This is a genomic window from Streptomyces sp. NPDC101225, assembly GCF_044767585.1.
Taxonomy (GTDB): Bacteria; Actinomycetota; Actinomycetes; order Streptomycetales; family Streptomycetaceae; genus Streptomyces.
This window is the reverse complement of the sequence record NZ_JBIWOE010000006.1, coordinates 143186-168337: the sequence shown is the minus strand read 5'-3', so window position 1 is coordinate 168337 and position 25152 is coordinate 143186. Positions and strand designations below refer to the sequence as shown.

Here is a 25152-nt window from a genome sequence, read left to right as displayed (position 1 = left end):
CATGGCGCGCCCCGGCCCGCTTACGGCACCCGCACGGCCGTACGCTGCAAAGACTGGCGCGTCCGTATATCGGAGGCGGGTCGGCGAAGTTGCCTGCTTGTTACTCCTCCTCCGGCTCCTGCTCCCCCTGTTCCTCCGGCGGCACGACCTGCTTCTCCTCCGCGAAGTGGCAGGCCGAGTCGTGGGCGGTGGGACCGGTCTCGTACCGGAACACGGCGGGCACCGCGAGCTCCGGCACCTCCAGCGAGCACCGCTCCTGCGCCTTCCAGCAGCGGGTGCGGAAGCGGCAGCCGGAGGGGACGTTGGTCGGGGAGGGCACGTCGCCCGCCAGGATGATCCGCTCCCGGTGCTCGCGCGCCTCCGGGTCGGGCACGGGGACGGCGGACAGCAGCGCCTGGGTGTACGGGTGCGTCGGGTGGTCGTAGATCTCGCTGTCGCGGCCGGTCTCCACGATCCGGCCCAGGTACATCACCCCGACCCGGTCCGAGATGTGCCGGACGATCGACAGGTCGTGGGCGATGAAGAGGTAGCTCAGCTCGAACTCGCTCTGCAGCCGGTCGAGGAGGTTGATCACCTGGGCCTGGACGGAGACGTCGAGCGCCGAGACCGGCTCGTCGGCGACGATGATCTCCGGGCGCAGGGCCAGCCCGCGCGCGATGCCGATGCGCTGGCGCTGGCCGCCGGAGAACTGGTGCGGATAGCGGTTGATGTACTCGGGGTTGAGCCCCACGACGTCCAGCAGCTCCTGGACCTTCGCGCGCCGGTCGCCCTTGGGCGCCACCTCGGGGTGGATCTCGTACGGCTCCCCGATGATGTCGCCCACCGTCATACGGGGGTTGAGCGAGGTGTACGGGTCCTGGAAGACCATCTGGATGTTGCGGCGGACGGAGCGCAGGGCCTTGCCGGAGAGCCGGGCGATGTCCTCGCCCTTGTACCGGATATGACCGGCCGTCGGCTTCTCCAGGTTGACCAGCATCTTGGCGACCGTCGACTTGCCGCAGCCGGACTCGCCGACGATGCCGAGGGTCTCACCGCGGCCGAGTGCGAAGTCGACGCCGTCGACGGCCTTCACGGCGCCGATCTGCTTCTTGAAGAGGATGCCCTGGGTGAGCGGATAGTGCTTGACCAGCCCGCTGACCTCCAGAATCGCCTCAGCCATGCAGGCACTCCCTCCAGAAGTGGCAGGCGCTGCGCCGGTCCTCGTCCACCTCGGCGAGAGGCGGAAGATCGGTGCGGCACACGTCCTGGGCCATCGGGCAGCGGGGGTTGAAGGCGCAGCCGGGCGGGATGCTCATGAGGTTGGGCGGCAGGCCCTTGATGGCGTAGAGCTCCTCGCCCTTCTGGTCCAGGCGCGGGATCGACTCCAGCAGGCCCTTGGTGTACGGGTGCGCGGGGGCCTTGTAGATGTCGTGCACGGGCGCCGACTCCACGATCCGGCCCGCGTACATCACGGCGATCCGGTCGGCGACGTCGGCGACCACGCCCAGGTCGTGGGTGATGAGGATGAGCCCCATATTGTACTCGCGCTGCAACTCGGCGAGCAGGTCCATGACCTGGGCCTGGACGGTGACGTCCAGGGCGGTGGTCGGTTCGTCGGCGATGACGAGGGCGGGCTCCAGGGCGAGGGCCATCGCGATCATGATGCGCTGGCGCATGCCGCCGCTGAACTGGTGCGGGTAGTCCCTGACGCGCTCCTTGGCCGCCGGGATGCGCACCCGCTCCATCAGCTCCACGGCCTTGCTCCGCGCGTCCTTCCTCGACATCCCCCGGTGCACGACGAACATCTCGCCGAGCTGGTCGCCCACGGAGAGCACGGGGTTGAGGGAGGAGAGCGCGTCCTGGAAGATCATGGCCATCTCGGCCCCGCGGACCTTGCGCCGCTCGTCCTCCTTCAGCTTCAGCAGGTCCCGGCCCTGGAAGAGGATCTCGCCCCCGGTGATCTTCCCGGGCGGGGTGTCGAGGATGCCCATGACCGCCTGCGCGGTGACCGACTTGCCCGACCCGGACTCCCCGAGCACGGCGAGCGTCTCCCCCGCGTCCACCCGGTAGTCCACCCCGTTGACGGCCTTGGCCACCCCGTCCCGGGTCCGGAACTCCACCTGCAGGTCCCGCACTTCGAGCAGCAAGGCCATCACCTCAGCTTCGGGTCGAGAGCGTCCCGCACCGCGTCGCCCAGCATGATGAAGGCGAGGACCGTGATGGCGAGGGCGCCGGCCGGCCACAGCAGCATGTGGGGGGCGTTGCGGATGTAGGGGGAGGCGGCGGAGATGTCGATGCCCCAGCTGACCGTGGGGGGTTTGAGGCCGACGCCGAGGTAGGACAGGGTCGCCTCCAGGGCGATGTAGGTGCCCAGCGCGATGGTCGCCACCACGATCACCGGGGCGACCGCGTTGGGCGCGATGTGCCGCAGCAGGATGCGGGAGTGGGAGGCGCCGAGGGCGCGGGCCGCCTGGACGTAGTCGTTCTCCTTGGCGGTGATGACCGAGCCGCGGGCGATGCGGTAGACCTGCGTCCAGCCGAGCAGCACGATGAACCCGATGACGGGCCAGATCGTGTTGCTGGTCACCACCGAGAGCAGGACCAGACCGCCGAGCACGACCGGGATCGCGAAGAAGATGTCGGTGATCCGGGACATCAGCGAGTCCCAGCCCCGGCCGTAGTACCCGGCGAGCCCGCCCAGGACCGAGCCGAGGAGCGCGACGCCGATCGTGGCGAGGACGCCGACGCTGATGGAGATGCGGGTGCCGTACACGGTGCGGGTGTAGACGTCGCAGCCCTGGCCGTCGTAGCCGAAGGGGTGACCGGGCTGCGAGCCCTCCTGGGCCTTGGCGAGGTCGCACTTGAGGGGGTTGCCGGAGGCGATCAGCGACGGCCAGATGGAGATGACGACCAGGAAGAGAATCACGAGCGCCGAGACGATGAAGACGGGGTTGCGGCGCAGGTCCCGCCAGGCGTCGGACCACAGGGAGCGCGGCTTGCCGGCCGGCCCCGTGCCCTCCGGTCCCCCGGGCACGCGCTCCAGCGTCTCCGCCTCGGTCACCGCGAGGTCCATCGCGCCACCCGTGCCCGCGGAGGAGATGACGCCCTCGGACTCGTACTGCTCAGGCATAGCGGATCCTCGGGTCGAGTACGGCGTACAGGAGGTCGACGAGCAGGTTGGCCACCAGGAAGACGAGGACGAGGACGGTCACGAAGCCGACGACGGTCTGCGTGTTCTGCCGCAGGATGCCCTGGTAGAGCTGGTAGCCGACGCCGTGGATGTTGAAGATCCGCTCGGTGACGATCGCGCCGCCCATCAGCGCCCCGATGTCCGTGCCGATGAAGGTGACCACGGGGATCAGCGAGTTGCGCAGCAGGTGCCGGACGATCACCCGCCGGCGCGGCAGGCCCTTGGCGACGGCCGTGCGGACGTAGTCGGAGCGCCGGTTCTCCGCGATGGAGGTGCGGGTCAGCCGGGTCACGTAGGCGAGGGAGACGGAGGCCAGGACCAGGCCCGGCACGATCAGCTCGCCGAACGTCGCGTCCGGGGAGACCGACGGTTTGATCCAGCCCCACTCGACGCCGAGCAGCAGTTGCAGCAGCAGGCCGGTGACGAACGTGGGCACGGAGATGACGACGAGGGTCAGCAGCAGCACCGAGGTGTCCACGGGGTGCCCGCGCTTGAGCCCCGTGACGACGCCGAGCGTGATGCCGATGACGATCTCGAAGAGGATCGCGACGATGGTGAGCCGGATGGTGACGGGGAACGCCGTCGCCATCAGCTCGGTGACCTTCTGCCCGTTGAACGCGGTGCCGAAGTCACCGGTGAACACGTTCCCCATGTACGTCAGGTATTGCTGCCAGACCGGCTTGTCGAGGCCGAACTCCTTCTTCAGCTGGGCCGCCGTGGCCGGGTCGCACTGCCGTTCGCCGCACAGACCAGCGATGGGGTCGCCCATCACGTTGACCATCAGGAAGATCAGCAGGGTGGCCCCGATGAACACCGGGATCATCTGGATGAGACGCCGGACCACGTACCTGCCCATGACGGCTCAGCCGACCTTGATCTCGTTGTAGACCGGAACGCTGAAGGGGTTGAGGGCCACGTTGGAGAGCCGGTCGGACCAGCCGGCGCTGCCGTTCTGGTACCAGAGCGGGATGGCCGCCATGTTGTCCCGGACGACCTTCTCGGCGCTCTGGAAGAGGGAGATCGCCTTGGCGGTGTCGGTCTCGCTGTTCGCCTGGTTCACGAGCTGGTCGAAGTCCTTGTCGGACCAGTGGCCGTCGTTGGAGGAGGCGTTGGTGTAGTAGAGCGGCTGCAGGAAGTTCTGGATCAGCGGGTAGTCCATCTGCCACCCGGCCCGGAACGGACCCGTCATCTTCTTCTGGGTGATCTGGTTGCGGAAGTCGGCGAAGGTGCCGACCGGGTTGCCGACGCAGGCCTTGTCGTTGCCGAGCGCGTTGTTGATGGAGTTGCAGACGGCGTCCACCCACTCCTTGTGCGAGCCCGTGTCCGCGTTGTAGCTGATCTTGACCTGGCCGCCGGGCAGCCCGCCGCCCTCCTGGACCAGCTTCTTGGCCTCGGACGGGTTGTAGTCGCAGCTGCCGCCGCACAGCCCGTCCTGGAAGCCGCCCTTCTCGCCGAGCACCGGGGAGGTCCAGTCGGTGGCCGGGGTGCGGGTCTTCTGGAAGATCGTGTCGGTGATCTGCTTGCGGTTGATCGCCATGGACAGGCCCTTGCGGACCTTCAGCGCGCCGCTGGTGTCCCAGTTCTTGTCGTAGAAGGGGAAGGCGAGCGTCTGGATGATGCCGGCGGGAGTGTTCAGGTAGCGGCCGCCCAGGTCGCTCTTGACGTTCTTGAGCTGGGCGGCCGGGACGTCGTCCACCAGATCGAGGTTGCCGGCCATCAGGTCGGTGTAGGCGGTGTTGTTGTCGGTGTAGACCTTCAGGTCCACACCGCCGTTCTGCGCCTTGTCCGAGCCCGGGTAGGCGTCCCACTTCCGCAGGGACATCTTCGAGCCCTTGGTGTACGACTGGATCTCGTACGGCCCGTTGCCGACCGGCTTCTTGATCCACGCGGCGTGGTCGGTGAAGAAGGCCTGGGGCAGCGGCGCGAAGGCGACGTAGCCGAGGGTGTCGGGGAAGGTCGAGAACTTCTGGGTCAGCTTGATGGTGAAGGTCCGGTCGCCGGTGACCTTCAGGCCGGAGAGCGTGTCGGCGGTCTGCGTGCCGCTGTCGGGGTGGACCTTGTCGTAGCCCTCGATGTACCCGAAGAAGTACGCGTTCTTCTGGTTGTTCTTCAGGCTGGCGCCGTAGTTCCAGGCGTCCACGAAGGACTTGGCGGTGACGGGCTCGCCGTTGCTGAACTTCCAGCCGCTCTTGACGGTGACGGTGAAGTTCGTGGAGTCCGTGGTGTCGATCTTCTCGGCGAGCATGTTCTCGGCCGCGCCGGTCTTCGGGTTGTACCGCTTGAGCCCGCGGAAGATCATGTCGAGGACCTTGCCGCCCTGCACCTCGTTCGTGTTGGACGGCTCCAGCGGGTTCTGCGGGTCTCCCCAGGAGGAGCTGAACACCGCACCGCTGTCGCCACTGCTGCCGCCGCTGTCACTGCCGCCCCCGCAGGCCGTCGCGGCGAGTGCGACCGCCGCCGCGCCTGCGACCCATGTGGCGTGCGTGGCTCCACGCATGCTGTGCCTCCTCATGACTGCCAGTCCATTACCGGCAATATCGACTCAAAAGGAGCGCACCGCACTCGCACCGGGCCCATTGGGGGATCTTCGGCGGCCCACACCATCCGGATGGGCGCGCGAGGACCTCCCTCCGTCCGTGGATCTTCCACGGGACGCGCAATGGATCTTTGCCATCCGATGCCGAAACGTTGGATTGTTACGCGGAGATGTACGGATTTCGATACTGAGGCGTCCGCATATCGAACTCCTTGCCCGTTTCGCGCAGTTGGCCCGAATCGGGACACGGATCGATTACGACGCACTACACGCGTAGCTACAAATCGACCAAGGAACGGCAAAGAAAGTAAAGAGAACGCCAAGTCGGCCGAGATTTTATTGACCTTGAACGAATTGCGTTGAAAAAGTCCGGCGTAGCCCGTAGGGGAGCGCCCTGCGGAGTCACTCAGACCCTCCCTTGGGCCAGGAGCATCATGACCCCCCCAACTCCATCCGCGGCTGCACCGCTCGAGGTGACCGACGCAAGCGTCGAGAACTCGTCTTCGCCCTCCACCCCTCAGGGCAACGAAAGCCGCTCACCCGGACGGCTGGCGTGGAACCGCTTCAAGCGGGACCGCACCGGCGTCATATCGGCGTGCGTCGTGATCTTCTTCTTCGTGATCGCGGTCGCCGCTCCGCTCATAGCGAAGCTGTACGGCAAGAACCCCTACACCACCTACGCGAGCCAGCGGCCGGAGCTGCTCAACGCCTTCGCGTACCCGGCCGGCCCGAACGGCGGCATGAGCGGAGAGTTCTGGTTCGGCATCGAGCCCCAACTGGGGCGCGACGTCTTCACCTTCCTGCTCTACGCGATCCGCAACTCGCTGGGCATCGCGATCGCGACCACCCTGCTCACGGTGTTCCTCGGCGTGGTCATCGGCACCACCGCGGGCTATCTGGGCGGCAAGACGGACTACCTGGTGGGCCGGGTCATCGACATCCTCCTGTCCTTCCCGTCCACCCTCTTCTTCATCGCCTTCATGCCGGTCGTCTACGGTCTCTTCGTCGCCCCCGACGAGAACATCCCGACCGCGCTGCGGGCCGTCGGCCTGATCATCGTCCTCGCCGTCTTCGGCTGGGCCTCCCTCGCCCGGCTGCTGCGCGGGCAGGTACTCGGCCTGCGCGAACGGGAGTTCATCGAGGCGGCCAAGGTCACGGGTGCGTCACCGGGGCGTATCGTCTTCAAGGAGCTGCTGCCCAACCTGTGGACGCCGATCATCATCCAGTCCACGCTGATGCTCCCGGCATTCGTCACCATCGAGGCGGGCCTCGCCTTCCTCGGGGTCGGCATGATCGACCCGACCCCGGACTGGGGCGTCATGATCCAGCGGGGCGCGATGTTCTACACCGAGGACCTCACCTTCATGCTCTTCCCGGGTCTTTCCATGGTGATCTTCGTCCTCGCGTTCAACCTGCTCGGCGACTCGGTGCGTGACGCACTCGACCCGAAGTCCAAGCGCTAGCCGGCCCTTCACAGGCCCACGGCGAAGACGCCGGGCTGGGCTGCCGGAACTCTCTCATCACTCTTACTCAAGGCAGGAAGCATGTCCTTCTCGCGCAGAAACTTCCTCATCGCCACCGGCGTCGCCGCGGCGTCGACCTCGGTGCTGAGCGCCTGCAGCAGTGGCAACGAGGGTGGCTCCTCGCAGAGCAAGGCCCCGAAGGTCACCGGCTCCAAGACCACCGAGATCCCGGTCGGCACCAAGGCCGACTCCACCGGCCCGGCCCCCGAGGTCAAGGGCGCGGTCACGGGCGGGACGATCTACTCGCTCCAGCAGTTCGACATGGACCACATGGACCCGGCGCAGATCTACGTGTCGACCGAGGGTGCCATCACCGTCCCGGTCATGCGCGCTCTGACCGGCTACAAGCTGGACGACAAGGGCAACGCCACCCTCGTCGGCGACGCCGCGACCGACGCCGGCACGATGAAGGACGGCGGCAAGACCTGGTCCTTCACCCTCAAGGACGGCATCAAGTGGGAGGACGGCTCCGACCTCTCCATGGACGACGTCCGCCACACGTTCGAGCGCCTCTTCGCCTCCTTCGTCACCGAGGGTCCGCGCTACGTCCAGGACTTCATGGAGGGCGGCGACAAGTACAAGGGCCCCTACGACGGCAAGAGCCTCGACTCCATCGAGATCGACGGCAAGACCGTCACCTTCCGCCTCAAGGAAGCCCGCGTCGACTTCAACTACACGCTCGCGATGCGTGGTTACTCCTTCGTGCCGAAGAAGCACGACACCAAGGAGAAGTACGACAAGCGCCCGATCTCCTGCGGCCCGTACAAGGTCGACGTCCGTAACGTCGGCAAGCAGATGACCTTCGTGCGCAACGAGCACTGGGACCCGAAGACGGACCCGATCCGCAACGCCTACCCGGACAAGTACGTCTTCCAGATGGGCTACGAGCTGGTCGCCTCCACCGACCGCTGGATAGCGGACAAGGGCAACGACCAGTACGCGGTGCCGATCTTCAACGAGATCGCCCCCGAGCGCATCGCCCAGGTGCTCACCAACGCCGACCTGAAGAAGCGCGTCCTCACCGCGGTCGACACGGTCACCTACTACTGGCCGATCAACATGACCCGCGTCAAGGACCTCGAGGTCCGCAAGGCCATCAACTACGCCTGGCCGCACCAGCAGCTGCAGACCATCCGCGGCGGCGCCTCCACCAGCGAGATCGCCACCACGATCTTCGCCCCGGTGACCCCCGGCTACACCAAGTTCGACCTGTACGGCGTGGACAAGCACCCGGGCGGCCAGCCCGACAAGGCCAAGTCCGTGCTGAAGGACGCCGGCAAGCTCGGCTACAAGCTGGTGATCGCCTACCAGCAGTCGGACAACGCGGTGAAGAGCGCCGTCGCCATCAAGAACGCGCTCGAGGCGGCCGGCTTCAAGGTCGTCAACAAGCAGGTCGACAAGTCGACCTTCTACACCCAGATCGGCAAGATCGACAACGGCTTCGACCTGTTCGCGGCCGGCTGGAGCCCGGACTGGCCGGGCGGCTACTCGGAGTTCTACCCCTGCTGGAGCGGCAAGAACATCGGCGACGGCCGCAGCAACTACGCGCAGCTGAACGACCCGGGCGTCAACAAGGCCATCGACGCCGCCGCCCAGACCGCGGACGTGGAAGAGGCCAACAAGGCCTGGGGCAACGTCGACAAGATGATCATGGAGCTGGCGGCGGTCGTGCCCGACTACCACTCCATCCGCAACTACCTGTACGGCTCCAAGGTCGGCAACGTCGTCTGGGACGGCGGCAACACCTGCGTCGCGCTCTGCAAGCTCTACGCCATGAAGTAACCGAGCACGACCTCGTGGGGGGCGGCCGACCGTACGGCCGCCCCCTGCGGCCCACCCCCCTCTCCTCACCCCGGCGACGGCGCCCCGTCCGGAAAGTCACGCCTCATGCTCCGCTTCCTCGTCCGCCGAGTCACCGGCGCGCTGGTCATCCTGTTGATCATCAGCGCCGTCACCTTCTGGCTCTTCTACGCCGTGCCGCGTGACCCCGCCATGATGTCCTGCGGCAAGAACTGCACGCCTGAGAACCTCGCGCAGATCCGGAAGAACCTGGGGATCGACCACCCCATCCCGGTGCAGTACTGGTACTGGCTCAAGGGCGTCTTCGTCGGTCGCGACTACAGCGGCTTCGGGCACTGTGACGCCCCCTGCTTCGGCTACTCCTTCGCGAACAACGTGCCGGTCTTCGACACGATCAAGGACCGGCTGCCGACGACCCTGGCGCTCGCCCTCGGCTCGGCCGTCGTCTTCCTGATCTTCGGTATCGGCGCGGGCATGCTCGCCGCTCTCAAGCAGGGCCGCTTCCTGGACAAGTTCGCCAGCTCGGCGTCGCTGCTCGGCTCCTCCCTGCAGATCTACTTCGTCGGTTACATCGCGATGTTCATCTTCGTCGCGAAGCTGGGCTGGCTCGACCAGCCGCAGGACAGCGCCTCGCTGTTCCAGGACCCGGTGTCCTGGTTCTCCGGGCTGCTGCTGCCCTGGCTCGTCCTGGCGATCATCTTCACCGCCAACTACACCCGTATGACCCGCTCCCAGATGGTCGAGCAGCTCAGCGAGGACTACGTCCGCACGGCCCGCGCCAAGGGCCTGTCCCGGGCGAACGTGTTCTTCCGGTTCGCCTGGCGGGGCGCGATGGGCCCCATCGTCACGCTGTTCGGCATCGACCTGGGCACGCTGATCGGCGGTGCCATCATCACCGAGTCCACCTTCAGCCTGCACGGTGTCGGCCGGCTCGCGGTGCAGTCCGTGGACCAGAGCGACCTGCCGATGCTGCTCGGAGTGACCGTCCTCGCGGCCGGCGCGATCGTCTTCGCCAACATCATCGTGGACGCCGTCTACGCCCTCATCGACCCGCGGATCCGGCTCGCCTGACCTCCGCCCCACCCCCGACCTCTCGCATCACCCCCCAGGAGCGTCCCCGTGACGAGCACCGATCAGCAGCCCTTCCTCTCCGTCAAGGACCTACAGGTCCACTTCTCCACCGAGGACGGCATCGTCAAGGCCGTCGACGGGCTCACCTTCGACCTGACCAAGGGCCAGACGCTGGGCATCGTGGGCGAGTCGGGCTCCGGCAAGTCGGTCACCAACCTGGCGATCCTGGGCCTGCACGACCCCTACCACACCCGGATCGACGGCGAGATCCTCCTGGACGGCCAGGAGTTGCTCACCGCCTCCGAGAGCGAACTCTCGCGGCTGCGCGGCAAGAAGATGTCCATGATCTTCCAGGACGCGCTGGCCTCGCTGTCGCCTTACCACACCATCGGCACGCAGATCGGCGAGACCTACCGCAAGCACACCGGCGCCTCCAAGAAGGAGGCCCGGGCGCGGTCGATCGAGATGCTGAGGCGGGTCGGTATCCCGCAGCCGGACCTCCGGGTGGACGACTACCCGCACCAGTTCTCCGGCGGTATGCGGCAGCGCGCGATGATCGCGATGGCGCTGGTCTGCGACCCCGAGCTGCTCATCGCCGACGAGCCCACCACGGCCCTCGACGTGACGGTCCAGGCGCAGATCATGGACCTGCTGAAGGACCTGCAGCAGGAGTTCGGCACGGCGATCATCTTCATCACCCACGACCTCGGCGTCATCGCCGACATCGCGGACGACGTGCTGGTGATGTACGGCGGCCGGTGCGTGGAGCAGGGCACCAAGCAGGAGGTGCTCCGCACACCGCAGCATCCCTACACACTGGGCCTGCTGAGCTCCATGCCGAGCCTCGAAGGCCCGGTCGACGTGCCGCTGTCCCCGATCCCGGGCGCGCCGCCGTCGCTGCTCAACCCGCCCTCGGGCTGCCGCTTCCACCCGCGCTGCGCCTTCACCGAGAAGGTGGCGGGCGGGCTGTGCTCCACCGAGCGGCCGCAGCTGGAGGTGGTGGACGGCCGGGGCTCGGCCTGCCACCTGCCGTCGGGGCAGCGCAAGGAAATCTTCGCCGACTTCGCCGTGACCCGGCACTGACTGGCGTACACGAGACGGGACTTCACCATCATGAGCAACGAACCCCTCCTTGACGTCAGCGGGCTGACCAAACACTTCCCGATCAGGGGCGGCTTCCCGTTCCCGCGCACCGTCGGCGCCGTGCAGGCGGTCGACGGCCTGGACTTCCAGGTGGCCGCGGGCGAGAGCCTGGGCCTGGTCGGGGAGTCGGGCTGCGGCAAGTCGACCACCGGCCGGCTGATCACACGGCTGCTGGAACCGACGGCGGGCACGATCTCCTACCGCGGACAGGACATCACCCACGCCGGCCGCAAGCAGCTGGCGCCGATCCGCTCCGAGATCCAGATGATCTTCCAGGACCCGTACGCGTCCTTGAACCCGCGGCAGACGGTCGGGAAGATCATCGTCGGCCCGATGGAGATCAACGACATCAATCCGGCGGGCGGGCGTGAGAAGCGTGTGCGTGAGCTGCTGGAGATCGTGGGCCTCAACCCCGAGCACTACAACCGCTTCCCGCACGAGTTCTCCGGCGGTCAGCGCCAGCGCATCGGGGTGGCACGGGCGCTGGCCCTGGAGCCGAAGCTGATCGTGGCCGACGAGCCCGTCTCGGCCCTGGACGTCTCCATCCAGGCCCAGGTCGTCAACCTGCTCCAGAAGGTGCAGCAGGAGCTGGGCATCGCGTTCCTGTTCATCGCCCACGACCTGGCCGTCGTACGGCACTTCTCGCACCGCGTGGCGGTCATGTACCTCGGCAAGATCGTCGAGATCGCCGACCGCGACGACCTGTACGGCAACCCGCGCCACCCCTACACCCGGGCGCTGCTGTCCGCCGTCCCCGAGGCCTCGGCGGACGACGCGCCGGCCCGTGAGCGCATCCGGCTCCAGGGCGACGTCCCCTCCCCCATCTCCCCGCCCTCCGGCTGCCGCTTCCGCACCCGCTGCTGGAAGGCGACCGACAAGTGCGCGAGCGAGGCGCCGCCGCTGGTCCAGGTCGAGGGCAACAAGCCCGGTCATCTGACCGCGTGCCACTACCCCGAGACGGCGGACGCCGTGCCCGCCGCGCTCTCCAAGGACCCCGAGGCGGCGGTCTGACACACCCCTTTTCGTCAGCCGCCCCCTTTCGGAACGGACCTTCAAGGCCCCTTGACCCGAGCCCCAGAACGTCCGCTTCCCGGGGAAGGAGGCCCACGCCGCGCTCTCGCGCCGCGTGGGCCTTTCTCCGTCCTCGGGTGTGGTCAGGTACCCGACTGATGTTCCGGGGCCGGGGAGGGGGCCCCCGCGGCGCCGGAGGGTGCCTTCTCCGTGCCGAGCCTGCGCACCTGGGGCGAGAGCAGGGCCGCCGCGGTGGCCAGGACGATCAGGGCGGCGCAGCCCGCGAGGGCCCGGCCGGTGCCCACGGCCTGGGCGAGGGGTCCCGCCACGAGCAGGCCGAGCGGGGCGAACGCCAGGGAGCCGAACCAGTCGTAGGAACTGACGCGGGACAGGGCGTGCTCGGGGATGTGGCGCTGGATGGTGGTGGCCCACAGGACGCCGAAGACGTCGCTCGCGATGCCGGCGCCGAACATGGCTGCCGCGACCAGCCAGACGGGCGCCCGGACGCAGAGCAGGGCGATGGGCACGGCGGCCGGGAACGTGCACGACACGGCGACCAGCATGGGCCGTCGCACCCTGACGCGGGCGGCGAGTCCCGCGCCCGCGATGGTGCCCAGGGCCCGCGCGGCCACGATGACGGCCCAGGCCCGGGCCCCGCCCAGGTGCTGTTCGGCCATCAGCGGTCCGAGCACCCCGACGTTGGCGTTGAGCGCGGCGACCACGACGGCGTACTGGACGACCACGACCCACAGCCACTGCCGGGAGGAGAACTCGTGCCAGCCCTCGCGCAGATCGGCCCAGCCGGACGCCTTCCTGCGCGGCGCCGCGGCCACGCCCAGGCGGGAGGTCAGCGCGGCGCTGACCACGAAGGAGGCGGCGTTGATCGCGAGGGCCCAGCCGGCCCCGACGAAGGCCACCGTGACGCCGGAGAGGGTGAGGCCGAGCAGCAGGGCGCTGTTGCTGCCCATCCGCAGCAGGCCGTTGGCGCGTTGCAGCCGGTCGGCCGGCACGATCAGCGGCAGCAGACCGTCCATCGCGGGCGCGAACAGGGCCGTCGCCGAGCCCGCCAGGGCCGCGAGCACGCACAGCGCGACCAGGGGCGCGTGGCCGGTCAGCACCATCGCGGCCAGGCCCCCGTACGCCCCGGCCCCCAGGACGTCGGCGAGGGCCATCAGCCTCGACCGTGACATCCGGTCCGCGACGACGCCGCCGGCCAGGACGAACACCAGCTGCGGCAGGGCCTGGCAGGCCACCACCAGCGACAGCCGGCCCCCGTCGCCGCCCGGGAGCGCCAGCACCGCGAACGCCAGCGCCACCCGTGCGAATCCGTTGCCCAGCACCGAGACGACCCGCGCACCGGCGAGCATCACGAACCGCCCGTCACGCCACAACGGCGCCCTGCTCGAAGAAGAAGTCACGGCCAAGCACCCTACGTCCGCGAGGTGTTGAGTGGGGCGGACGGGTCAGGTGAGCCGCCGCCCCATCCTGGCCGACTGCCGATTGTGTCCCTTCGTGTCCCACCACTCCTCCAGATGGGCGCGGACGAGACGCACGAGCTGCGGCAACCGGTCGGGAGCGGGTGCGGGCGAAGTGAGCACATCGGCAAAGGACTTGTCGCCCCAGGGGAGGGTGACGACCCACCGCTCGTCCGGGTGGCCCGGTCGGCCCACGGACAGCCGGTACGTCAGCGTCGCGGTGCGGTCCGGACGGTGCTCGACCGTCATTCCGTCGACGTCGAACCGGACTCCGTCGGCGGTGACGTACGAGCGGCTCAGGGCCCGCTCGGCCGGCGTCTGTTCCTCCACAGGGGTCGACCACCCTTTCTCACTTCGGCCCGCACCCGGGCACCGGGTCAGCAGCGGGCGGCGGCGACGGCCGGCTGGTCCACCTTGTAGGCGGTCAGGAGGTCGTTGCGACCGCCCGGAGTACCGATGATGGTGCGGAACTTCTCGATGCGCGGGCACTGGTTGGTGTAGGTGGAGTAACCGCCGCGCCCGTTGGGGTCCCCGGTGCCGATGGCGGCGCTGATCTTGCGGTCCATCGTGCTGTTCCAGCCGTGCCGCGCCTTGATGTGCTTCCAGCCCCACGTGCTGGTGCCGCAGCGCAGGGTGACGAAGGTGGGCGGGCCGACGGGCACCTGGTGGTAGTACTTCTTCAGGACGTAGGTGCGGCCGTGGCTCCTGCACTTGGCGTCGTAGCTGGTGGCCTGTGGCGTCACGGTCCGCCCGGACGCGGGTGACGCGGCGGACGCGGAGCCGGCTGCCGGGATCAGCAGGGCCGATATGACGGCAGCACCGGACAGCGCTGCCTTGACGGCAGTGCGGTGAAGCATGTTTCCCCCTCTGTTCTCCCCGTGGTCAGCGGGAAGTCGAGTACGAAGCGCCCCATTGATGGCGCGGCTTCACCGTTCCATCGCCCGCCGCACGCCGTCAATCGAATACTTCCAGGCCATCCGGTCCCACGCGCCTACGCGGACGCCAGCTCGCACCACACGTACTTGCCCCGGTTCCCGTGTCTGGACAGCGGCTGCCAGCCCCACGCGTCGGCGCAGGCCCGGATCAGGGCCAGCCCTCGCCCTTCCTCCGCCTCCACGAGCCGCTCCAACACCTGCGGCGGCTCGGGGGGTTCGGGGTCGGCGTCCCAGGCCCCGATCCGCAGCACACCGGCGGCCCACCGGACCCGTAGAGCGGCGGGGCCCTTCGTATGGCGTACGGCGTTGCAGACCAGCTCCGTGGCAAGCAGCTCGGCGACGTCCACGAGCCCGATGAGGCCGTGCATCGTGAGGATCAGCCGGAGGGTACGGCGACAGACGGTGACGGCGCGCGGGTCGTGCGGGATGAAGAGGGAGTACTCCCAGGATTCCGACGCGTTTTCGGGCATGCGTCAACTCCGTTTGGTTCGTGGGGGTTTGGGAGAGCTGCGGCAGCGCAAGGTTGGGGGCGTGGCGCGTTCACCACATCACCGACAGTAAACCTGGATTTCCAGGTCTAGCAAGCCGGTCGCGTAACCTGAACTCGAACGAGTCGCGCCCGCAGGCGCGTTGAACCGAGGAGAAGTGCATGGCCGGGTTGAGGCGCGACCCAACGGCGCGTCAGGTACGCCTGGGGACCGAGCTGCGCAGACTTCGTGCCTCGGCAGGCCTGACAGGCCGGGAGGCGGCGGCGCTGCTCGGAGTCAGCTCCACGCAGATCAACCAGGTCGAATCCGGTCTCACCGGTGTGAGCGAGAAGCGTCTGCTCCGCCTGGCCGCCAACTACGCCTGCTCGGACGGGAAGTTGATCGACGCCCTGGTGGCGATGGCGACGGATCGCACGCGCGGCTGGTGGGAGGAATACCGCGGTCTGCTCCCCACATCGTTCCTGGACCTGTCCGAGCTGGAGCACCACGCCACCTACCGGTGGGACGTGGACTTCCTTCACGTACCCGGCCTCCTGCAGACCGAGGACTACGCCCGGGCGCTGTTCTCGCACCGCGTGCCCGCACTGCCGCTCGACGACCTGGAGTTGCGCGTCCGGCACCGGATGCAGCGGCGCGTCGTCGTCGAGAAGGAGGAGACCCCGTACGCGGCCGTGGTCCACGAGGCGGCGCTGCGCATCAAGGTGGGCGGCCGAGCCATCTCACGTGCTCAGCTCGCCCGCATCCTGGAGCTCTCCGAAGCAGCCCACATCACCGTGCGCGTCATTCCCTTCGCGCTGGAGGCATTCGCCGACATCACGGCCGCCATGGTGTACGCGGGCGGCACCGTCCCGGCATTGGACACCGTCGTACGCGACGGCCCTCACGGCTCGCTCTTCATCGACTCCGAGGCACAACTCGGCCTCTTCCGAACACTCTTCCGTAGAGTGGAGGCGGCGTCGCTCGACCCCGAGCGGTCGCGTGATCTCATCCACACGCTGACGAAAGAGCTGTGAGGCACCCGATGGTCACCCCCGACAACTGGCGGAAGTCCTCGTACTCGGGAAGCGGCGACGGCAACGCCTGCGTGGAGATCGCGCCCCACCCCACGCGCATAGCCGTCCGCGACTCCAAAACCCCGGCCGGAGCAACCCTCGTTTTCCCGGCCGAGGCCTTCACCCCCTTCATCGACGCCCTGAAGACCCCGCACCCCCCGCAGGGCTAGGCGTCCTCCTCCCGTACCGTCAGCGCCGGGTCCAGCACGATGTCCTCCGTCCGTGCCTCGATCGACGGTTCCTCCGGGAAGTGGCAGGCCGTCAGGTGCCCCTCGTGGTTGCCGGAGATGCGGACCAGGGGCGGCTCCTGCGTGGCGCACTTGTCCTGTGCCTTCCAGCAGCGGGTGCGGAAGCGGCAGCCGGAGGGCGGGGAGATGGGGGACGGGACGTCGCCGGCGAGCCGGATGCGCTCGCGCTGGGCCTCCTCCTGGTCCGCGGAGAGGGTCACCTCCGGAACGGCGGAGAGCAGGGCGTGCGTGTAGGGGTGGCGCGGGCGGGTGTAGATCGACGTGCGGTCGCCGACCTCGATGATCTTGCCGAGGTACATGACCGCCACGCGGTGCGAGAAGTGCCGTACGACGGCCAGGTCGTGGGCGATGAACAGGAACGCGATGCCCAGCTCCTGCTGCACCTTCTGGAGCAGGTTGACGACCTGGGCCTGGATGGAGACGTCCAGGGCCGAGACGGGCTCGTCGGCCACGATCAGTTTCGGCTCCAGGGCCAGCGCCCGTGCCACCCCGATGCGCTGGCGCTGACCGCCGGAGAACTCGTGCGGGAAGCGGTTGTAGTGCTCGGGGTTGAGGCCCACGATCTCCAGCAGCTCACGCACACGCTTCTCACGCCCGCCCGCCGGATTGATGTCGTTGATCTCCATCGGGCCCGAGATGATCTTTCCCACCGTCTGCCGCGGGTTCAGCGACGAATAGGGGTCCTGGAAGATCATCTGGATCTCGGAGCGGATCGGCGCCAGCTGCTTGCGGCCGGCGTGGGTGATGTCCTGCCCGCGGTAGGAGATCGTGCCCGCCGTCGGTTCCAGCAGCCGTGTGATCAGCCGGCCGGTGGTCGACTTGCCGCAGCCCGACTCCCCCACCAGGCCGAAGCTCTCACCGACGTGCACGGTCAGGTCGATGCCGTCGACCGCCTGCACGGCGCCGATGGTGCGCCGGATCGGGAAGCCGCCCTTGACCGGGAAGTGCTTGGTGAGCCCGCTGACTTCGAGCAGCGGCTCCCCCTCCGGCCCGCCGGCCGTCTCCCGCGGAGCGGGGAGGACGAGGTCCTCTGTCATGCCGTCTCCTCCTAGCCCAGACGGGGCCTGATCTCTTCCACGAAGATGGTGTGCTTCTGCTCCGCCGTGAGGTGGCACGCGGAGTCGCGGTCCGGGCCCAGCAGCGGACGTTCGGTGACACAACGGTTCCCGCCGACGCGGTCCCGGAACGCGCAGCGCGGGTGGAACCGGCAGCCGGAGGGCGGGTTCAGCAGGGAGGGCGGAGCGCCGGGGATCGGCGCCAGCGGGGCGGCGAGGTCCGAGTCCAGCCGGGGCATGGAGTTCAGCAGACCCCAGGTGTAGGGGTGTTGCGGAGCCCGCAGCACCTCTCTCGTCGTACCGCGCTCCACCGCGCTGCCCGCGTACATCACCATGATGTCGTCGGCCATGTCGGCGATGACCCCGAGGTCGTGCGTGATGAAGATGATCGCCGAGCCGAACTCCTGCTGGAGGCTCTTGAGCAGGTCGAGGATCTGGGCCTGGACCGTCACGTCCAGCGCGGTCGTCGGCTCGTCGGCGATCAGCAGGTCCGGGTCGCAGACCAGCGCCATGGCGATCATCGCCCGCTGGCGCATCCCGCCGGAGAACTGGTGCGGGTAGTCCTTCGCCCGCTCCTTGGGGTGGGGGATGCCCACCTTGCCGAGCATCTCCACGGCCCGTTCCCAGGCGGCCTTCTTCGAGGCCCCGGTGTGCTTGATGAAGGGCTCGGCGATCTGCCGGCCCACCGTGTAGTACGGCGAGAGGGCGGTGAGCGGGTCCTGGAAGATCATGGCGGCCTTGTTGCCGCGCAGCTTCTCCAGCTCCGACTCCCGTGCCGTCGTCAGCTCCTGCCCCTGCAGCAGGATCTCGCCCTCGACGGTGGTGAACATCGGGTTGTGCAGACCGAGGATGGTCAGGTTGGTGACGGACTTGCCGGAGCCGGACTCGCCCACGATGCCGAGCGTCCTGCCGCGCTCCAGGTCGAAGGAGAGGCCGTCGACGGCCCTCACCACGCCGTCCTCGGTCTTGAAGCTGACATGCAGGTCACGCACCGAGAGGAAGGCTCCCGCGTCGGCCGGTACGGGAGCCCCTGCTTCCTTGGTCACAGTGGTCACGACAGTCTCCTCATACCCGGCCTAGGCGAGCCGCACGCGCGGATCGATCCAGGCGTACGCGGCGTCGACGACGATGTTGCAGAGCAGGATCATGGTGGCCGAGAACAGCATCACGCCCAGCAGCAGCGGCAGATCGCTGAACTGCACCGCCTCCACCGCGAGCCGCCCGAGCCCGGGAAGGCCGAAGGTGTACTCGGTGATGATGGCGCCGCCGAGCAGCGAGCCCAGGTCGATGCCGAAGATGGTGACGATGGGGATCAGCGAGCCGCGCCAGGCGTAGCGGAAGAAGACGTAGCGCCGCGACATGCCCTTGGCGCGGGCGGTGCGCACATGTTCCTCCTGGAGCTGTTCGATCATCGACGAGCGCGCCATACGGGTGTACTGCGAGGCGAAGATCGTGGACAGCACCACCCAGGGGACCAGCAGCCCGGCGAACCAGGCGAGGGGGTCGTTGGAGATGGGGTGGTAGACGGGCTTGTCGAAGACGTGGGCCTGGTAGACGAGAACCGCCAGGGCGAGCGGGCCGAGGAAGTAGATCTGCATCGAGCTGATCACCATCGCCCCGGCCGTGAACGTCTTGTCGACCAGCGTGCCGCGCTTCCAGGCGGCGATCAGCCCGGTGCCCAGACCGAGGACCAGGAAGCAGACGGCGCCGCCCAGCGTGAGCGAGACGGTGGTGGGCAGCCGGTCCATCAGCGTGCCCCAGACCTCCTCGTTGGTGTGGTACGAGTACCCGAAGCAGGGCGCGGGGCAGGGCCCTTGGGCGAATCCGTCGCTCCCGACCACGAGGTTGTGCAGGAAGATCCAGTACTGCTCGGGGATCGACTTGTCGAGGCCGAGCACATGGTGGATGTTCGCGACGTTGGCCGGCGTGCATCCCTTGCCGCACATCAGGAGTGCCGGGTCCCGGGGCATGCCGAAGAAGAGCAGGAACGCGACGATACTCAGCAGGAAGAGGATGACGAGGGCGCCGAGCGACCGGCGGACGAGGAAGCGCAGCATGGCAGTGGCAGCTCTCAGGCGTCAGCGGACCGGGCGGTGCCCGGCGCGTGCCGCACGAGGCGGGCCGACGCGCCGGACACCAGGTCGGGCGGCGGTTACTTGACGTACAGGCGTCGCGGGTCGATGCCGGCGATGATGTCGTCGTAGGCGAGTCCGCCGATCCTGGAACCGGCGATCTGGACCTGCTTGAAGTAACCGGTGGGGACGACGTTGACGACGTCCTTCACGATGTACTTGTCGAGCTTCTCCCACTCGGCCGCGGCCTTGACCGGGTCGGTGATCTGGTTGATGCGGTCGATCTCGCTGTTGATCTTCGGGTCGTTGACCTGGGAGTAGTTCGACGCGCCGTCGGCGATGGTCCGGCCGTCGTACAGCGGCGGGATGACGGTCGAGGCGGACGGCCAGTCGGCGCCCCAGTTGGTGTTGAAGATGTCGTAGTTGTTCTTGATCTTGCTGACCTGGTCGTAGAACGACTCGGCCGGGATCTCCTGGCGCTGGACGTCGAAGCCGGCCTTCTTCAGGCCCGCCGCCATGGCCGTGGAGTACTGCTGGCCCTCAGGGGTGTTGATGTAGCCGAAGGTCAGCTTCATGCCGGTCTTGCCCGCTTCCTGGAGCAGCTTCTTGGCCTTGGCCGGGTCACCGGCCGGCTTCTCCTTCTTGCCCCACGGGTCGAAGTTCGGGTCGTAGCCGCTGACCGTCGGGCTGATCAGGCCGCCGGGGATCTCCATGGCCTCGCCACCGCCGTAGGCGCGCTGGAACGGCGAGACGGGCAGGGCGTAGGCGATGGCCTCGCGGACCTTCTTGTCCTGCATCGCCGGGTGGCTCAGGTTGATGTTGATCTGGCCCACGAACGGCTGATAGCCCTTGACCGTACGGGACTTCATCTTCGGGTCGCTGAGGACCTTGGAGAGGTTGCCCGCGTCGACCGAGTTCTGGAAGCTCACCGAGGTCTGGTCGGCGCCGCTGTCCGCGATGAGCGCCTTGGTGGAGTCCTCGTACTGCTGGTTGAACGTGATGTTGAACTGGTCGACGTACTGGTGCCGCAGCGGGTCAGTCTTCGGGTCCCAGTTGGAGTTCTTGACGAGCACCATCGACTTGCCGGACTTGAACGACTGGATCTTGTACGGGCCGCTCGCCACCGGCTTCTTGTCGTACTTCTCCTTGGTGTCACCCTTCTGGGACACCAGCGCGTAGCCCACCATGCCGAGCGCGTACGGCAGGTCGGGGCGCGCCGTCTTGAAGTGGAAGACGACGGTCTTGTCGTCCGGCGTCTCCAGGACGCTGTTCGGCAGGTGCTTGCCCTTGTACGGGCCGTCCGGCAGCAGCTTGCGGTAGTCGGCGCCCGGCGTGTTGGCCATCCACTGCTGGATGTAGGTGGGGCCCTGGTTGATGAAGGGCGCGAAGAGCCGCTCGAAGGTCTGCCGGACGTCCTTGGACGTGATCGGGGAGCCGTCCTCCCACTTGACGCCGTCCTTCAGCGTGTACTTCCAGGTCTTGCCGCCGTCCGTGGTGGTGCCGGAGTCGGTGGCGAGGTCACCGACGACCTCGTGCTGCTTGCCGTCGTTGCTGGTCGCTTTGAAGCCGGTCAGCCCTCGGTGGTAGAGCTGCGCCATCTGGCTCTCGTTGGAGACGTAGATCTGCCCCGGGTCCAGGTGGGCGAGGCTGTCGCGCTGCGGCACGGCGATGGTGCCGCCGCTCTTGGCGCCCGGGACCGCGGCCGCCGGCCCCTGGGAGTCGGAGGCGTCACCGAACTTGATGGACTCCTGCTGCCGCTGGGCGTTCTCCTTGTCCGCTTTGTTGTTGTTCCCCGAGTCGCTGCCGCCCTTGCTGCAACCGGTCAGCACGAGTGCGCCGGCCGCGAGCACGGAGAGTGCGGCGTATGCGTGGCGTCCGCCCTTACTCATCACTCAGTTTCCACCCATCTGTGTGTCACCAGTGCGAAGGATGTGCCATCCGGTATCCGGGCGAGGACGCCCAATCCGTGGGTCAGCGCGCCGTCTTGGGATCGAAGGCGTCCCTGACCGAGTCCCCGAGCAGGTTGAAGGCCACGATGAAGATGATCATCGAGATGCCGGGGAAGAACATGTAGGTGATGTCGTTCTGCATCACGAGTTCGGTCGACGCCTTGGAGAACATCTGGCCCCAGTCAGGCGTCGGTTCGACGATGCCCACGCCGAGGAAGGACAGACCGGCCTCGGCGGTCACGAAGTTGGGCAGCATGTAGGTGCCCTGGACGAGGATCGGCGTGACCACGTTCGGCAGGATCTCCCGGCGGATGATCCGCCAGGGCGGCGCTCCGCTCACCCGGGCCGCCTCGATGAACTCCCTTTCCCGCAGGGCGAGTGTGGTGCCGCGCAGGATGCGTCCGAGGCTCATCCAGCCCAGGAACCACTGCACCATGATCAGCGCGACCACCCGGACGTAGACCGGTGTCTCGTCGGTCGGACTGACGAACAGCGACACCACGACCGGCATGCTGGCGATGAAGAACAGCTGCGCCGGGAAGGCGAGCAGGAAGTCGATGAGCCGGCTGATGAAGTAGTCGGCCCTGCCGCCGAGATAACCGGCCGTCACACCGAGGAGGATGCCGGTGAGGACGGTCGCGACCGTGACGGCGAGGGAGATCATGAGCGAGGTGCGGATGCCGTAGAGGAGCTTGGTGAAGACGTCGTAGCCGTTGCCGGGTTCGAGACCGAACCAGAACTCGCTGCTGATACCGCCGTTGGGCTGTACCGGCACACCGGCGCTGTCGAAGAGCTCGGGGCGCTCGTCCGCGTACACGGTGTAGGGGTTCTTGCCGTAGAGCTTCGCGATGAGTGGGGCCGCCGCCGCGATCAGGAAGAAGAACGCCACAACACCGGCCGAGACCACGCCGGTTCGGTCGCGTTTGAAGCGGATCCACATCAGCTGGCCGGGAGACCGGCCCTGAAGTTCCCTGGCCTCGTCTGCCGCCGGTGGCTGCATCGCTCCGTCGACCACGACCGACGTGTCGCCGCTGCCCTCGACGTCGATAGGACTTGTCACAGTTCGCCCATTTCACAGGTGTGGGTGTGAGAGGTTCCTGTTACCGCGAGGACGCGCGAACCCCCCAGGGGAACGCGCGTAGTTCTAGGACCTGATCACACAGCTGGAAGCGACGAACCGAACCACCTGACCCTTGTGACACCGCACATGGGGCTCCTCCTCATGACTCCACGTGTCCACCAACAGGCGGGGGTACGTTCCTGCCCTCCGACACCCCTGACGGACGGTCAGACACCCCCGGGTGCTCGTGAGTCGGGCGCTGCCCCACAGCGCCTGGCCCATTGACCCGAGCTACGCGGCTAACTATCTGCCATGAGCAGGAGGCCGACCACCGTCTGTAAATCTCAATTCAGTCACAGCTGACGCGTAGAGCTTCCAAAAGTTGGACAAAGTGTTCGGAGGAGAAGGCCGCGAAACGGACGTGTTACATGGCTATCGGGCGCGTCGGTCCGCATTGCGGACGCGGTCGGCCCGAAAACCGGTTGCAAAAAGCCCGGTCGCCCCACACTTGGGGCGACCGGGCTTCAACCCAGGTGAAATCAGCCGTGCTTGGCGCGGCTCGCGGCGCGGGCGCGCTCGCGGGCGTCCAGGTTCACCTTGCGGATGCGGACCGCCTCCGGGGTCACCTCGACGCACTCGTCGTCGCGGCAGAACTCCAGCGACTGCTCCAGCGACAGCTTGCGCGGCGGCACGATCGACTCGGCCACGTCGGCCGTCGAGGACCGCATGTTGGTGAGCTTCTTCTCCTTGGTGATGTTGACGTCCATGTCGTCGGCGCGGGAGTTCTCGCCGACGATCATGCCCTCGTACACCTCGGTGCCCGGCTCCACGAAGAGCACGCCGCGCTCCTGGAGGTTGGTCATCGCGAACGCGGTGACGGCACCGGAGCGGTCGGCCACCAGCGAGCCGTTGTTGCGGGTCGTCAGCGTGCCGAACCAGGGCTCGTGGCCCTCGTGGATGGAGTGGCCGATGCCGGTGCCGCGGGTCTGGGTCAGGAACTCGGTACGGAAGCCGATGAGACCGCGCGAGGGCACCACGAACTCCATGCGGACCCAGCCCGAGCCGTGGTTGGACATGTTGTCCATCCGGCCCTTGCGGACGCCCATGAGCTGGGTGACGGCGCCCATGTGCTCCTCGGGCACGTCGACGGTCATGCGCTCGACCGGCTCGTAGACCTTGCCCTCGACGTCCTTGGTGACGACCTGGGGCTTGCCGACGGTGAGCTCGTAGCCCTCCCGGCGCATGGTCTCGACGAGGATGGCGAGCGCCAGCTCACCACGGCCCTGGACCTCCCAGGCGTCGGGCCGCTCGGTGTCGAGGACGCGCAGGCTGACGTTGCCGATCAGCTCGCGGTCGAGACGGTCCTTGACCTGGCGGGCGGTGACCTTGCGGTCCTTGACGGCCGCCTTCGCGTCGGCGCCCTTGCCGGAGCCGCCGCGGCCGACCATCGGCGAGGTGTTGGTGCCGATCACCATCGAGATCGCGGGCTCGTCGACCGTGATCAGCGGCAGCGGGACCGGGTTCTCGGTGTCGGCCAGGGTCTCGCCGATCATGATGTCCGGGATACCGGCCACGGCGCAGATGTCGCCCGGACCGGCCTTCTCGGCGGGCTTGCGGGTGAGCGCCTCGGTCATCATCAGCTCGGAGATGCGGACGTTGGCGATGCTGCCGTCGCGCTTGATCCAGGCCACGGTCTGGCCCTTGCGCAGCTCGCCCTGCTCGACGCGGAGCAGCGCGATACGGCCGAGGAAGTTGTCCGCGTCCAGGTTGGTGACGTGGGCCTGGAGCGGCGCGCCCTCGTCGTAGGTCGGGGCCGGGATGTGCTCCAGGATCGTGGAGAAGAACGGCTCCAGGCTGGTGGAGTCGGCCGGCACGGTGCCGTTCTCCGGCTTGGTCAGCGAGGCGATGCCGTCACGGCCGCAGGCGTAGACGATCGGGAACTCGATCTGCTCCTCGTCCGCGTCCAGGTCCAGGAAGAGGTCGTAGGTCTCGTTGACGACCTCGTCGATCCGGGAGTCCGGGCGGTCCGTCTTGTTGATGCACAGGATGACGGGCAGGCGCTGCTGGAGCGCCTTGCGCAGCACGAAGCGGGTCTGCGGCAGCGGGCCCTCGGAGGCGTCCACCAGCAGCACGACGCCGTCGACCATCGACAGACCGCGCTCGACCTCGCCGCCGAAGTCGGCGTGGCCGGGGGTGTCGATGATGTTGATGGTGATCGGGTCCCCGCCGTCCTTGGGGTGGTACTTCACCGCCGTGTTCTTGGCGAGGATCGTGATGCCCTTCTCACGCTCCAGGTCGTTCGAGTCCATCATGCGGTCGTCGACCGAGTCGAGCTGGTGGGCGGCGAAGGCACCGGCCTGCTTCAGCATGCCGTCGACGATGGTCGTCTTCCCGTGGTCGACGTGGGCGACGATGGCGACGTTGCGGATGTCGTGGCGCGTGGCCATGAAGGCGTACTCCTGGAGTGTGAGGAAGGCCGTTCGCGTACGTCCGTGTGACGCGGGCCCTGCCGGGCTGGACACGCCACGGCCTTACCCCATGGTACGTGGCCCCGGCGGGGGTGGC

General features: G+C 67.9%; 22 protein-coding genes. 7 read left to right on the top strand and 15 right to left on the bottom strand.

All coding sequences use genetic code 11. The features are described 5' to 3' along the window. Window positions 1–100 precede the first annotated feature (100 nt). The 5 genes from ACIRPX_RS11325 to ACIRPX_RS11305 are packed head-to-tail and all read right to left on the bottom strand — an operon-like array spanning window position 101 to window position 5666. Window positions 101–1159: an ABC transporter ATP-binding protein gene (locus ACIRPX_RS11325; protein ID WP_404191656.1), complete on the bottom strand. Its 1059-nt coding sequence runs from the start codon at window positions 1157–1159 to the stop codon at window positions 101–103. Further along, window positions 1152–2126, bottom strand: a complete 975-nt coding sequence (locus tag ACIRPX_RS11320) for an ABC transporter ATP-binding protein (protein WP_404192133.1) — start codon at window positions 2124–2126, stop codon at window positions 1152–1154. Before ACIRPX_RS11320 ends, ACIRPX_RS11325 begins: the two co-directional genes overlap by 8 nt. A gap of 5 nt (window positions 2127–2131) precedes the next feature. Beyond that, window positions 2132–3109: an ABC transporter permease gene (locus tag ACIRPX_RS11315; protein WP_404191652.1), complete on the bottom strand. Its 978-nt coding sequence runs from the start codon at window positions 3107–3109 to the stop codon at window positions 2132–2134. Continuing rightward, window positions 3102–4025, bottom strand: a complete 924-nt coding sequence (locus tag ACIRPX_RS11310; RefSeq protein ID WP_404191649.1) for an ABC transporter permease — start codon at window positions 4023–4025, stop codon at window positions 3102–3104. Before ACIRPX_RS11310 ends, ACIRPX_RS11315 begins: the two co-directional genes overlap by 8 nt. Window positions 4026–4031: 6 nt before the next feature. After that, window positions 4032–5666 (bottom strand): ABC transporter substrate-binding protein, encoded by a 1635-nt coding sequence (locus ACIRPX_RS11305; RefSeq protein ID WP_404191646.1) that lies wholly within the window; start codon window positions 5664–5666, stop codon window positions 4032–4034. A gap of 512 nt (window positions 5667–6178) precedes the next feature. Here ACIRPX_RS11305 and ACIRPX_RS11300 point away from each other — a divergent pair. The 5 genes from ACIRPX_RS11300 to ACIRPX_RS11280 all read left to right on the top strand — a co-directional run bounded on the left by ACIRPX_RS11300 (window position 6179) and on the right by ACIRPX_RS11280 (window position 12253). Continuing rightward, window positions 6179–7168, top strand: a complete 990-nt coding sequence (locus tag ACIRPX_RS11300; RefSeq protein WP_404191643.1) for an ABC transporter permease — start codon at window positions 6179–6181, stop codon at window positions 7166–7168. Between the two features lie 81 nt (window positions 7169–7249). Continuing rightward, the gene (locus tag ACIRPX_RS11295; protein WP_404191639.1) at window positions 7250–9010 is read left to right on the top strand and encodes an ABC transporter substrate-binding protein; all 1761 of its coding nucleotides are present in this window, start codon (window positions 7250–7252) and stop codon (window positions 9008–9010) included. Window positions 9011–9115: 105 nt separating this feature from the next. After that, window positions 9116–10099, top strand: coding sequence for an ABC transporter permease (locus ACIRPX_RS11290; RefSeq protein WP_404191635.1), 984 nt, complete (start codon window positions 9116–9118; stop codon window positions 10097–10099). 48 nt (window positions 10100–10147) lie between these two features. Beyond that, on the top strand, window positions 10148–11182 hold the full coding sequence (locus ACIRPX_RS11285; protein ID WP_404191632.1) for an ABC transporter ATP-binding protein: 1035 nt from the start codon (window positions 10148–10150) through the stop codon (window positions 11180–11182). Window positions 11183–11212: 30 nt separating this feature from the next. Further along, the gene (locus ACIRPX_RS11280) at window positions 11213–12253 is read left to right on the top strand and encodes an ABC transporter ATP-binding protein (RefSeq protein WP_404191629.1); all 1041 of its coding nucleotides are present in this window, start codon (window positions 11213–11215) and stop codon (window positions 12251–12253) included. Window positions 12254–12396: 143 nt separating this feature from the next. On the opposite strand, the gene ACIRPX_RS11275 is transcribed toward ACIRPX_RS11280, so the two are convergent. From ACIRPX_RS11275 to ACIRPX_RS11260, 4 genes are all read right to left on the bottom strand, one after another. Next, a complete protein-coding gene (locus ACIRPX_RS11275) occupies window positions 12397–13671 on the bottom strand; it encodes an MFS transporter (protein WP_404191626.1) in 1275 nt (424 codons plus the stop codon). Between the two features lie 45 nt (window positions 13672–13716). Then, a complete protein-coding gene (locus ACIRPX_RS11270; RefSeq protein ID WP_404191624.1) occupies window positions 13717–14058 on the bottom strand; it encodes a hypothetical protein in 342 nt (113 codons plus the stop codon). A 47-nt stretch (window positions 14059–14105) separates the two neighbouring features. Further along, window positions 14106–14585, bottom strand: coding sequence for a hypothetical protein (locus ACIRPX_RS11265; RefSeq protein ID WP_404191621.1), 480 nt, complete (start codon window positions 14583–14585; stop codon window positions 14106–14108). A gap of 134 nt (window positions 14586–14719) precedes the next feature. Further along, on the bottom strand, window positions 14720–15133 hold the full coding sequence (locus ACIRPX_RS11260) for an ATP-binding protein (protein ID WP_404191618.1): 414 nt from the start codon (window positions 15131–15133) through the stop codon (window positions 14720–14722). Window positions 15134–15312: 179 nt separating this feature from the next. Here ACIRPX_RS11260 and ACIRPX_RS11255 point away from each other — a divergent pair, with 179 nt between their 5' ends. Continuing rightward, complete coding sequence (locus ACIRPX_RS11255; RefSeq protein WP_404191615.1) at window positions 15313–16164, top strand: helix-turn-helix domain-containing protein; 852 nt, start codon at window positions 15313–15315, stop codon at window positions 16162–16164. A gap of 8 nt (window positions 16165–16172) precedes the next feature. Next, window positions 16173–16373, top strand: a complete 201-nt coding sequence (locus tag ACIRPX_RS11250) for a DUF397 domain-containing protein (RefSeq protein ID WP_404191612.1) — start codon at window positions 16173–16175, stop codon at window positions 16371–16373. On the opposite strand, the gene ACIRPX_RS11245 is transcribed toward ACIRPX_RS11250, so the two are convergent. The 6 genes from ACIRPX_RS11245 to typA all read right to left on the bottom strand — a co-directional run bounded on the left by ACIRPX_RS11245 (window position 16370) and on the right by typA (window position 25034). Next, the gene (locus ACIRPX_RS11245; RefSeq protein ID WP_404191609.1) at window positions 16370–17488 is read right to left on the bottom strand and encodes an ABC transporter ATP-binding protein; all 1119 of its coding nucleotides are present in this window, start codon (window positions 17486–17488) and stop codon (window positions 16370–16372) included. The two genes, ACIRPX_RS11250 and ACIRPX_RS11245, sit on opposite strands and share 4 nt — an antisense overlap. An 11-nt stretch (window positions 17489–17499) precedes the next feature. Then, window positions 17500–18561 (bottom strand): ABC transporter ATP-binding protein, encoded by a 1062-nt coding sequence (locus ACIRPX_RS11240; protein ID WP_404191606.1) that lies wholly within the window; start codon window positions 18559–18561, stop codon window positions 17500–17502. 21 nt (window positions 18562–18582) lie between these two features. Then, window positions 18583–19563, bottom strand: a complete 981-nt coding sequence (locus tag ACIRPX_RS11235) for an ABC transporter permease (RefSeq protein ID WP_404191603.1) — start codon at window positions 19561–19563, stop codon at window positions 18583–18585. Between the two features lie 95 nt (window positions 19564–19658). Further along, the gene (locus tag ACIRPX_RS11230; protein ID WP_404191600.1) at window positions 19659–21467 is read right to left on the bottom strand and encodes an ABC transporter substrate-binding protein; all 1809 of its coding nucleotides are present in this window, start codon (window positions 21465–21467) and stop codon (window positions 19659–19661) included. Between the two features lie 82 nt (window positions 21468–21549). Then, entirely contained in the window at window positions 21550–22587 is a 1038-nt protein-coding gene (locus tag ACIRPX_RS11225; protein WP_404191597.1) for an ABC transporter permease, read from the bottom strand. 539 nt (window positions 22588–23126) lie between these two features. After that, window positions 23127–25034: a translational GTPase TypA gene (gene typA, locus ACIRPX_RS11220; RefSeq protein ID WP_404191594.1), complete on the bottom strand. Its 1908-nt coding sequence runs from the start codon at window positions 25032–25034 to the stop codon at window positions 23127–23129. Between the last annotated feature and the right edge of the window lie 118 nt (window positions 25035–25152).

Excerpts from the sequence above, each read along its gene's own strand:
- ACIRPX_RS11325 (WP_404191656.1), bottom strand. The coding sequence starts at position 1,159 with ATGGCTGAGGCGATTCTGGAGGTCAGCGGGCTGGTCAAGCACTATCCG.
- ACIRPX_RS11315 (WP_404191652.1), bottom strand. The coding sequence starts at position 3,109 with ATGCCTGAGCAGTACGAGTCCGAGGGCGTCATCTCCTCCGCGGGCACG.
- ACIRPX_RS11310 (WP_404191649.1), bottom strand. The coding sequence starts at position 4,025 with ATGGGCAGGTACGTGGTCCGGCGTCTCATCCAGATGATCCCGGTGTTC.
- ACIRPX_RS11305 (WP_404191646.1), bottom strand. The coding sequence starts at position 5,666 with ATGCGTGGAGCCACGCACGCCACATGGGTCGCAGGCGCGGCGGCGGTC.
- ACIRPX_RS11295 (WP_404191639.1), top strand. The coding sequence starts at position 7,250 with ATGTCCTTCTCGCGCAGAAACTTCCTCATCGCCACCGGCGTCGCCGCG.
- ACIRPX_RS11290 (WP_404191635.1), top strand. The coding sequence starts at position 9,116 with ATGCTCCGCTTCCTCGTCCGCCGAGTCACCGGCGCGCTGGTCATCCTG.
- ACIRPX_RS11280 (WP_404191629.1), top strand. The coding sequence starts at position 11,213 with ATGAGCAACGAACCCCTCCTTGACGTCAGCGGGCTGACCAAACACTTC.
- ACIRPX_RS11265 (WP_404191621.1), bottom strand. The coding sequence starts at position 14,585 with ATGCTTCACCGCACTGCCGTCAAGGCAGCGCTGTCCGGTGCTGCCGTC.
- ACIRPX_RS11260 (WP_404191618.1), bottom strand. The coding sequence starts at position 15,133 with ATGCCCGAAAACGCGTCGGAATCCTGGGAGTACTCCCTCTTCATCCCG.
- ACIRPX_RS11255 (WP_404191615.1), top strand. The coding sequence starts at position 15,313 with ATGGCCGGGTTGAGGCGCGACCCAACGGCGCGTCAGGTACGCCTGGGG.
- ACIRPX_RS11250 (WP_404191612.1), top strand. The coding sequence starts at position 16,173 with ATGGTCACCCCCGACAACTGGCGGAAGTCCTCGTACTCGGGAAGCGGC.
- ACIRPX_RS11245 (WP_404191609.1), bottom strand. The coding sequence starts at position 17,488 with ATGACAGAGGACCTCGTCCTCCCCGCTCCGCGGGAGACGGCCGGCGGG.
- ACIRPX_RS11235 (WP_404191603.1), bottom strand. The coding sequence starts at position 19,563 with ATGCTGCGCTTCCTCGTCCGCCGGTCGCTCGGCGCCCTCGTCATCCTC.
- ACIRPX_RS11230 (WP_404191600.1), bottom strand. The coding sequence starts at position 21,467 with ATGAGTAAGGGCGGACGCCACGCATACGCCGCACTCTCCGTGCTCGCG.
- typA (WP_404191594.1), bottom strand. The coding sequence starts at position 25,034 with ATGGCCACGCGCCACGACATCCGCAACGTCGCCATCGTCGCCCACGTC.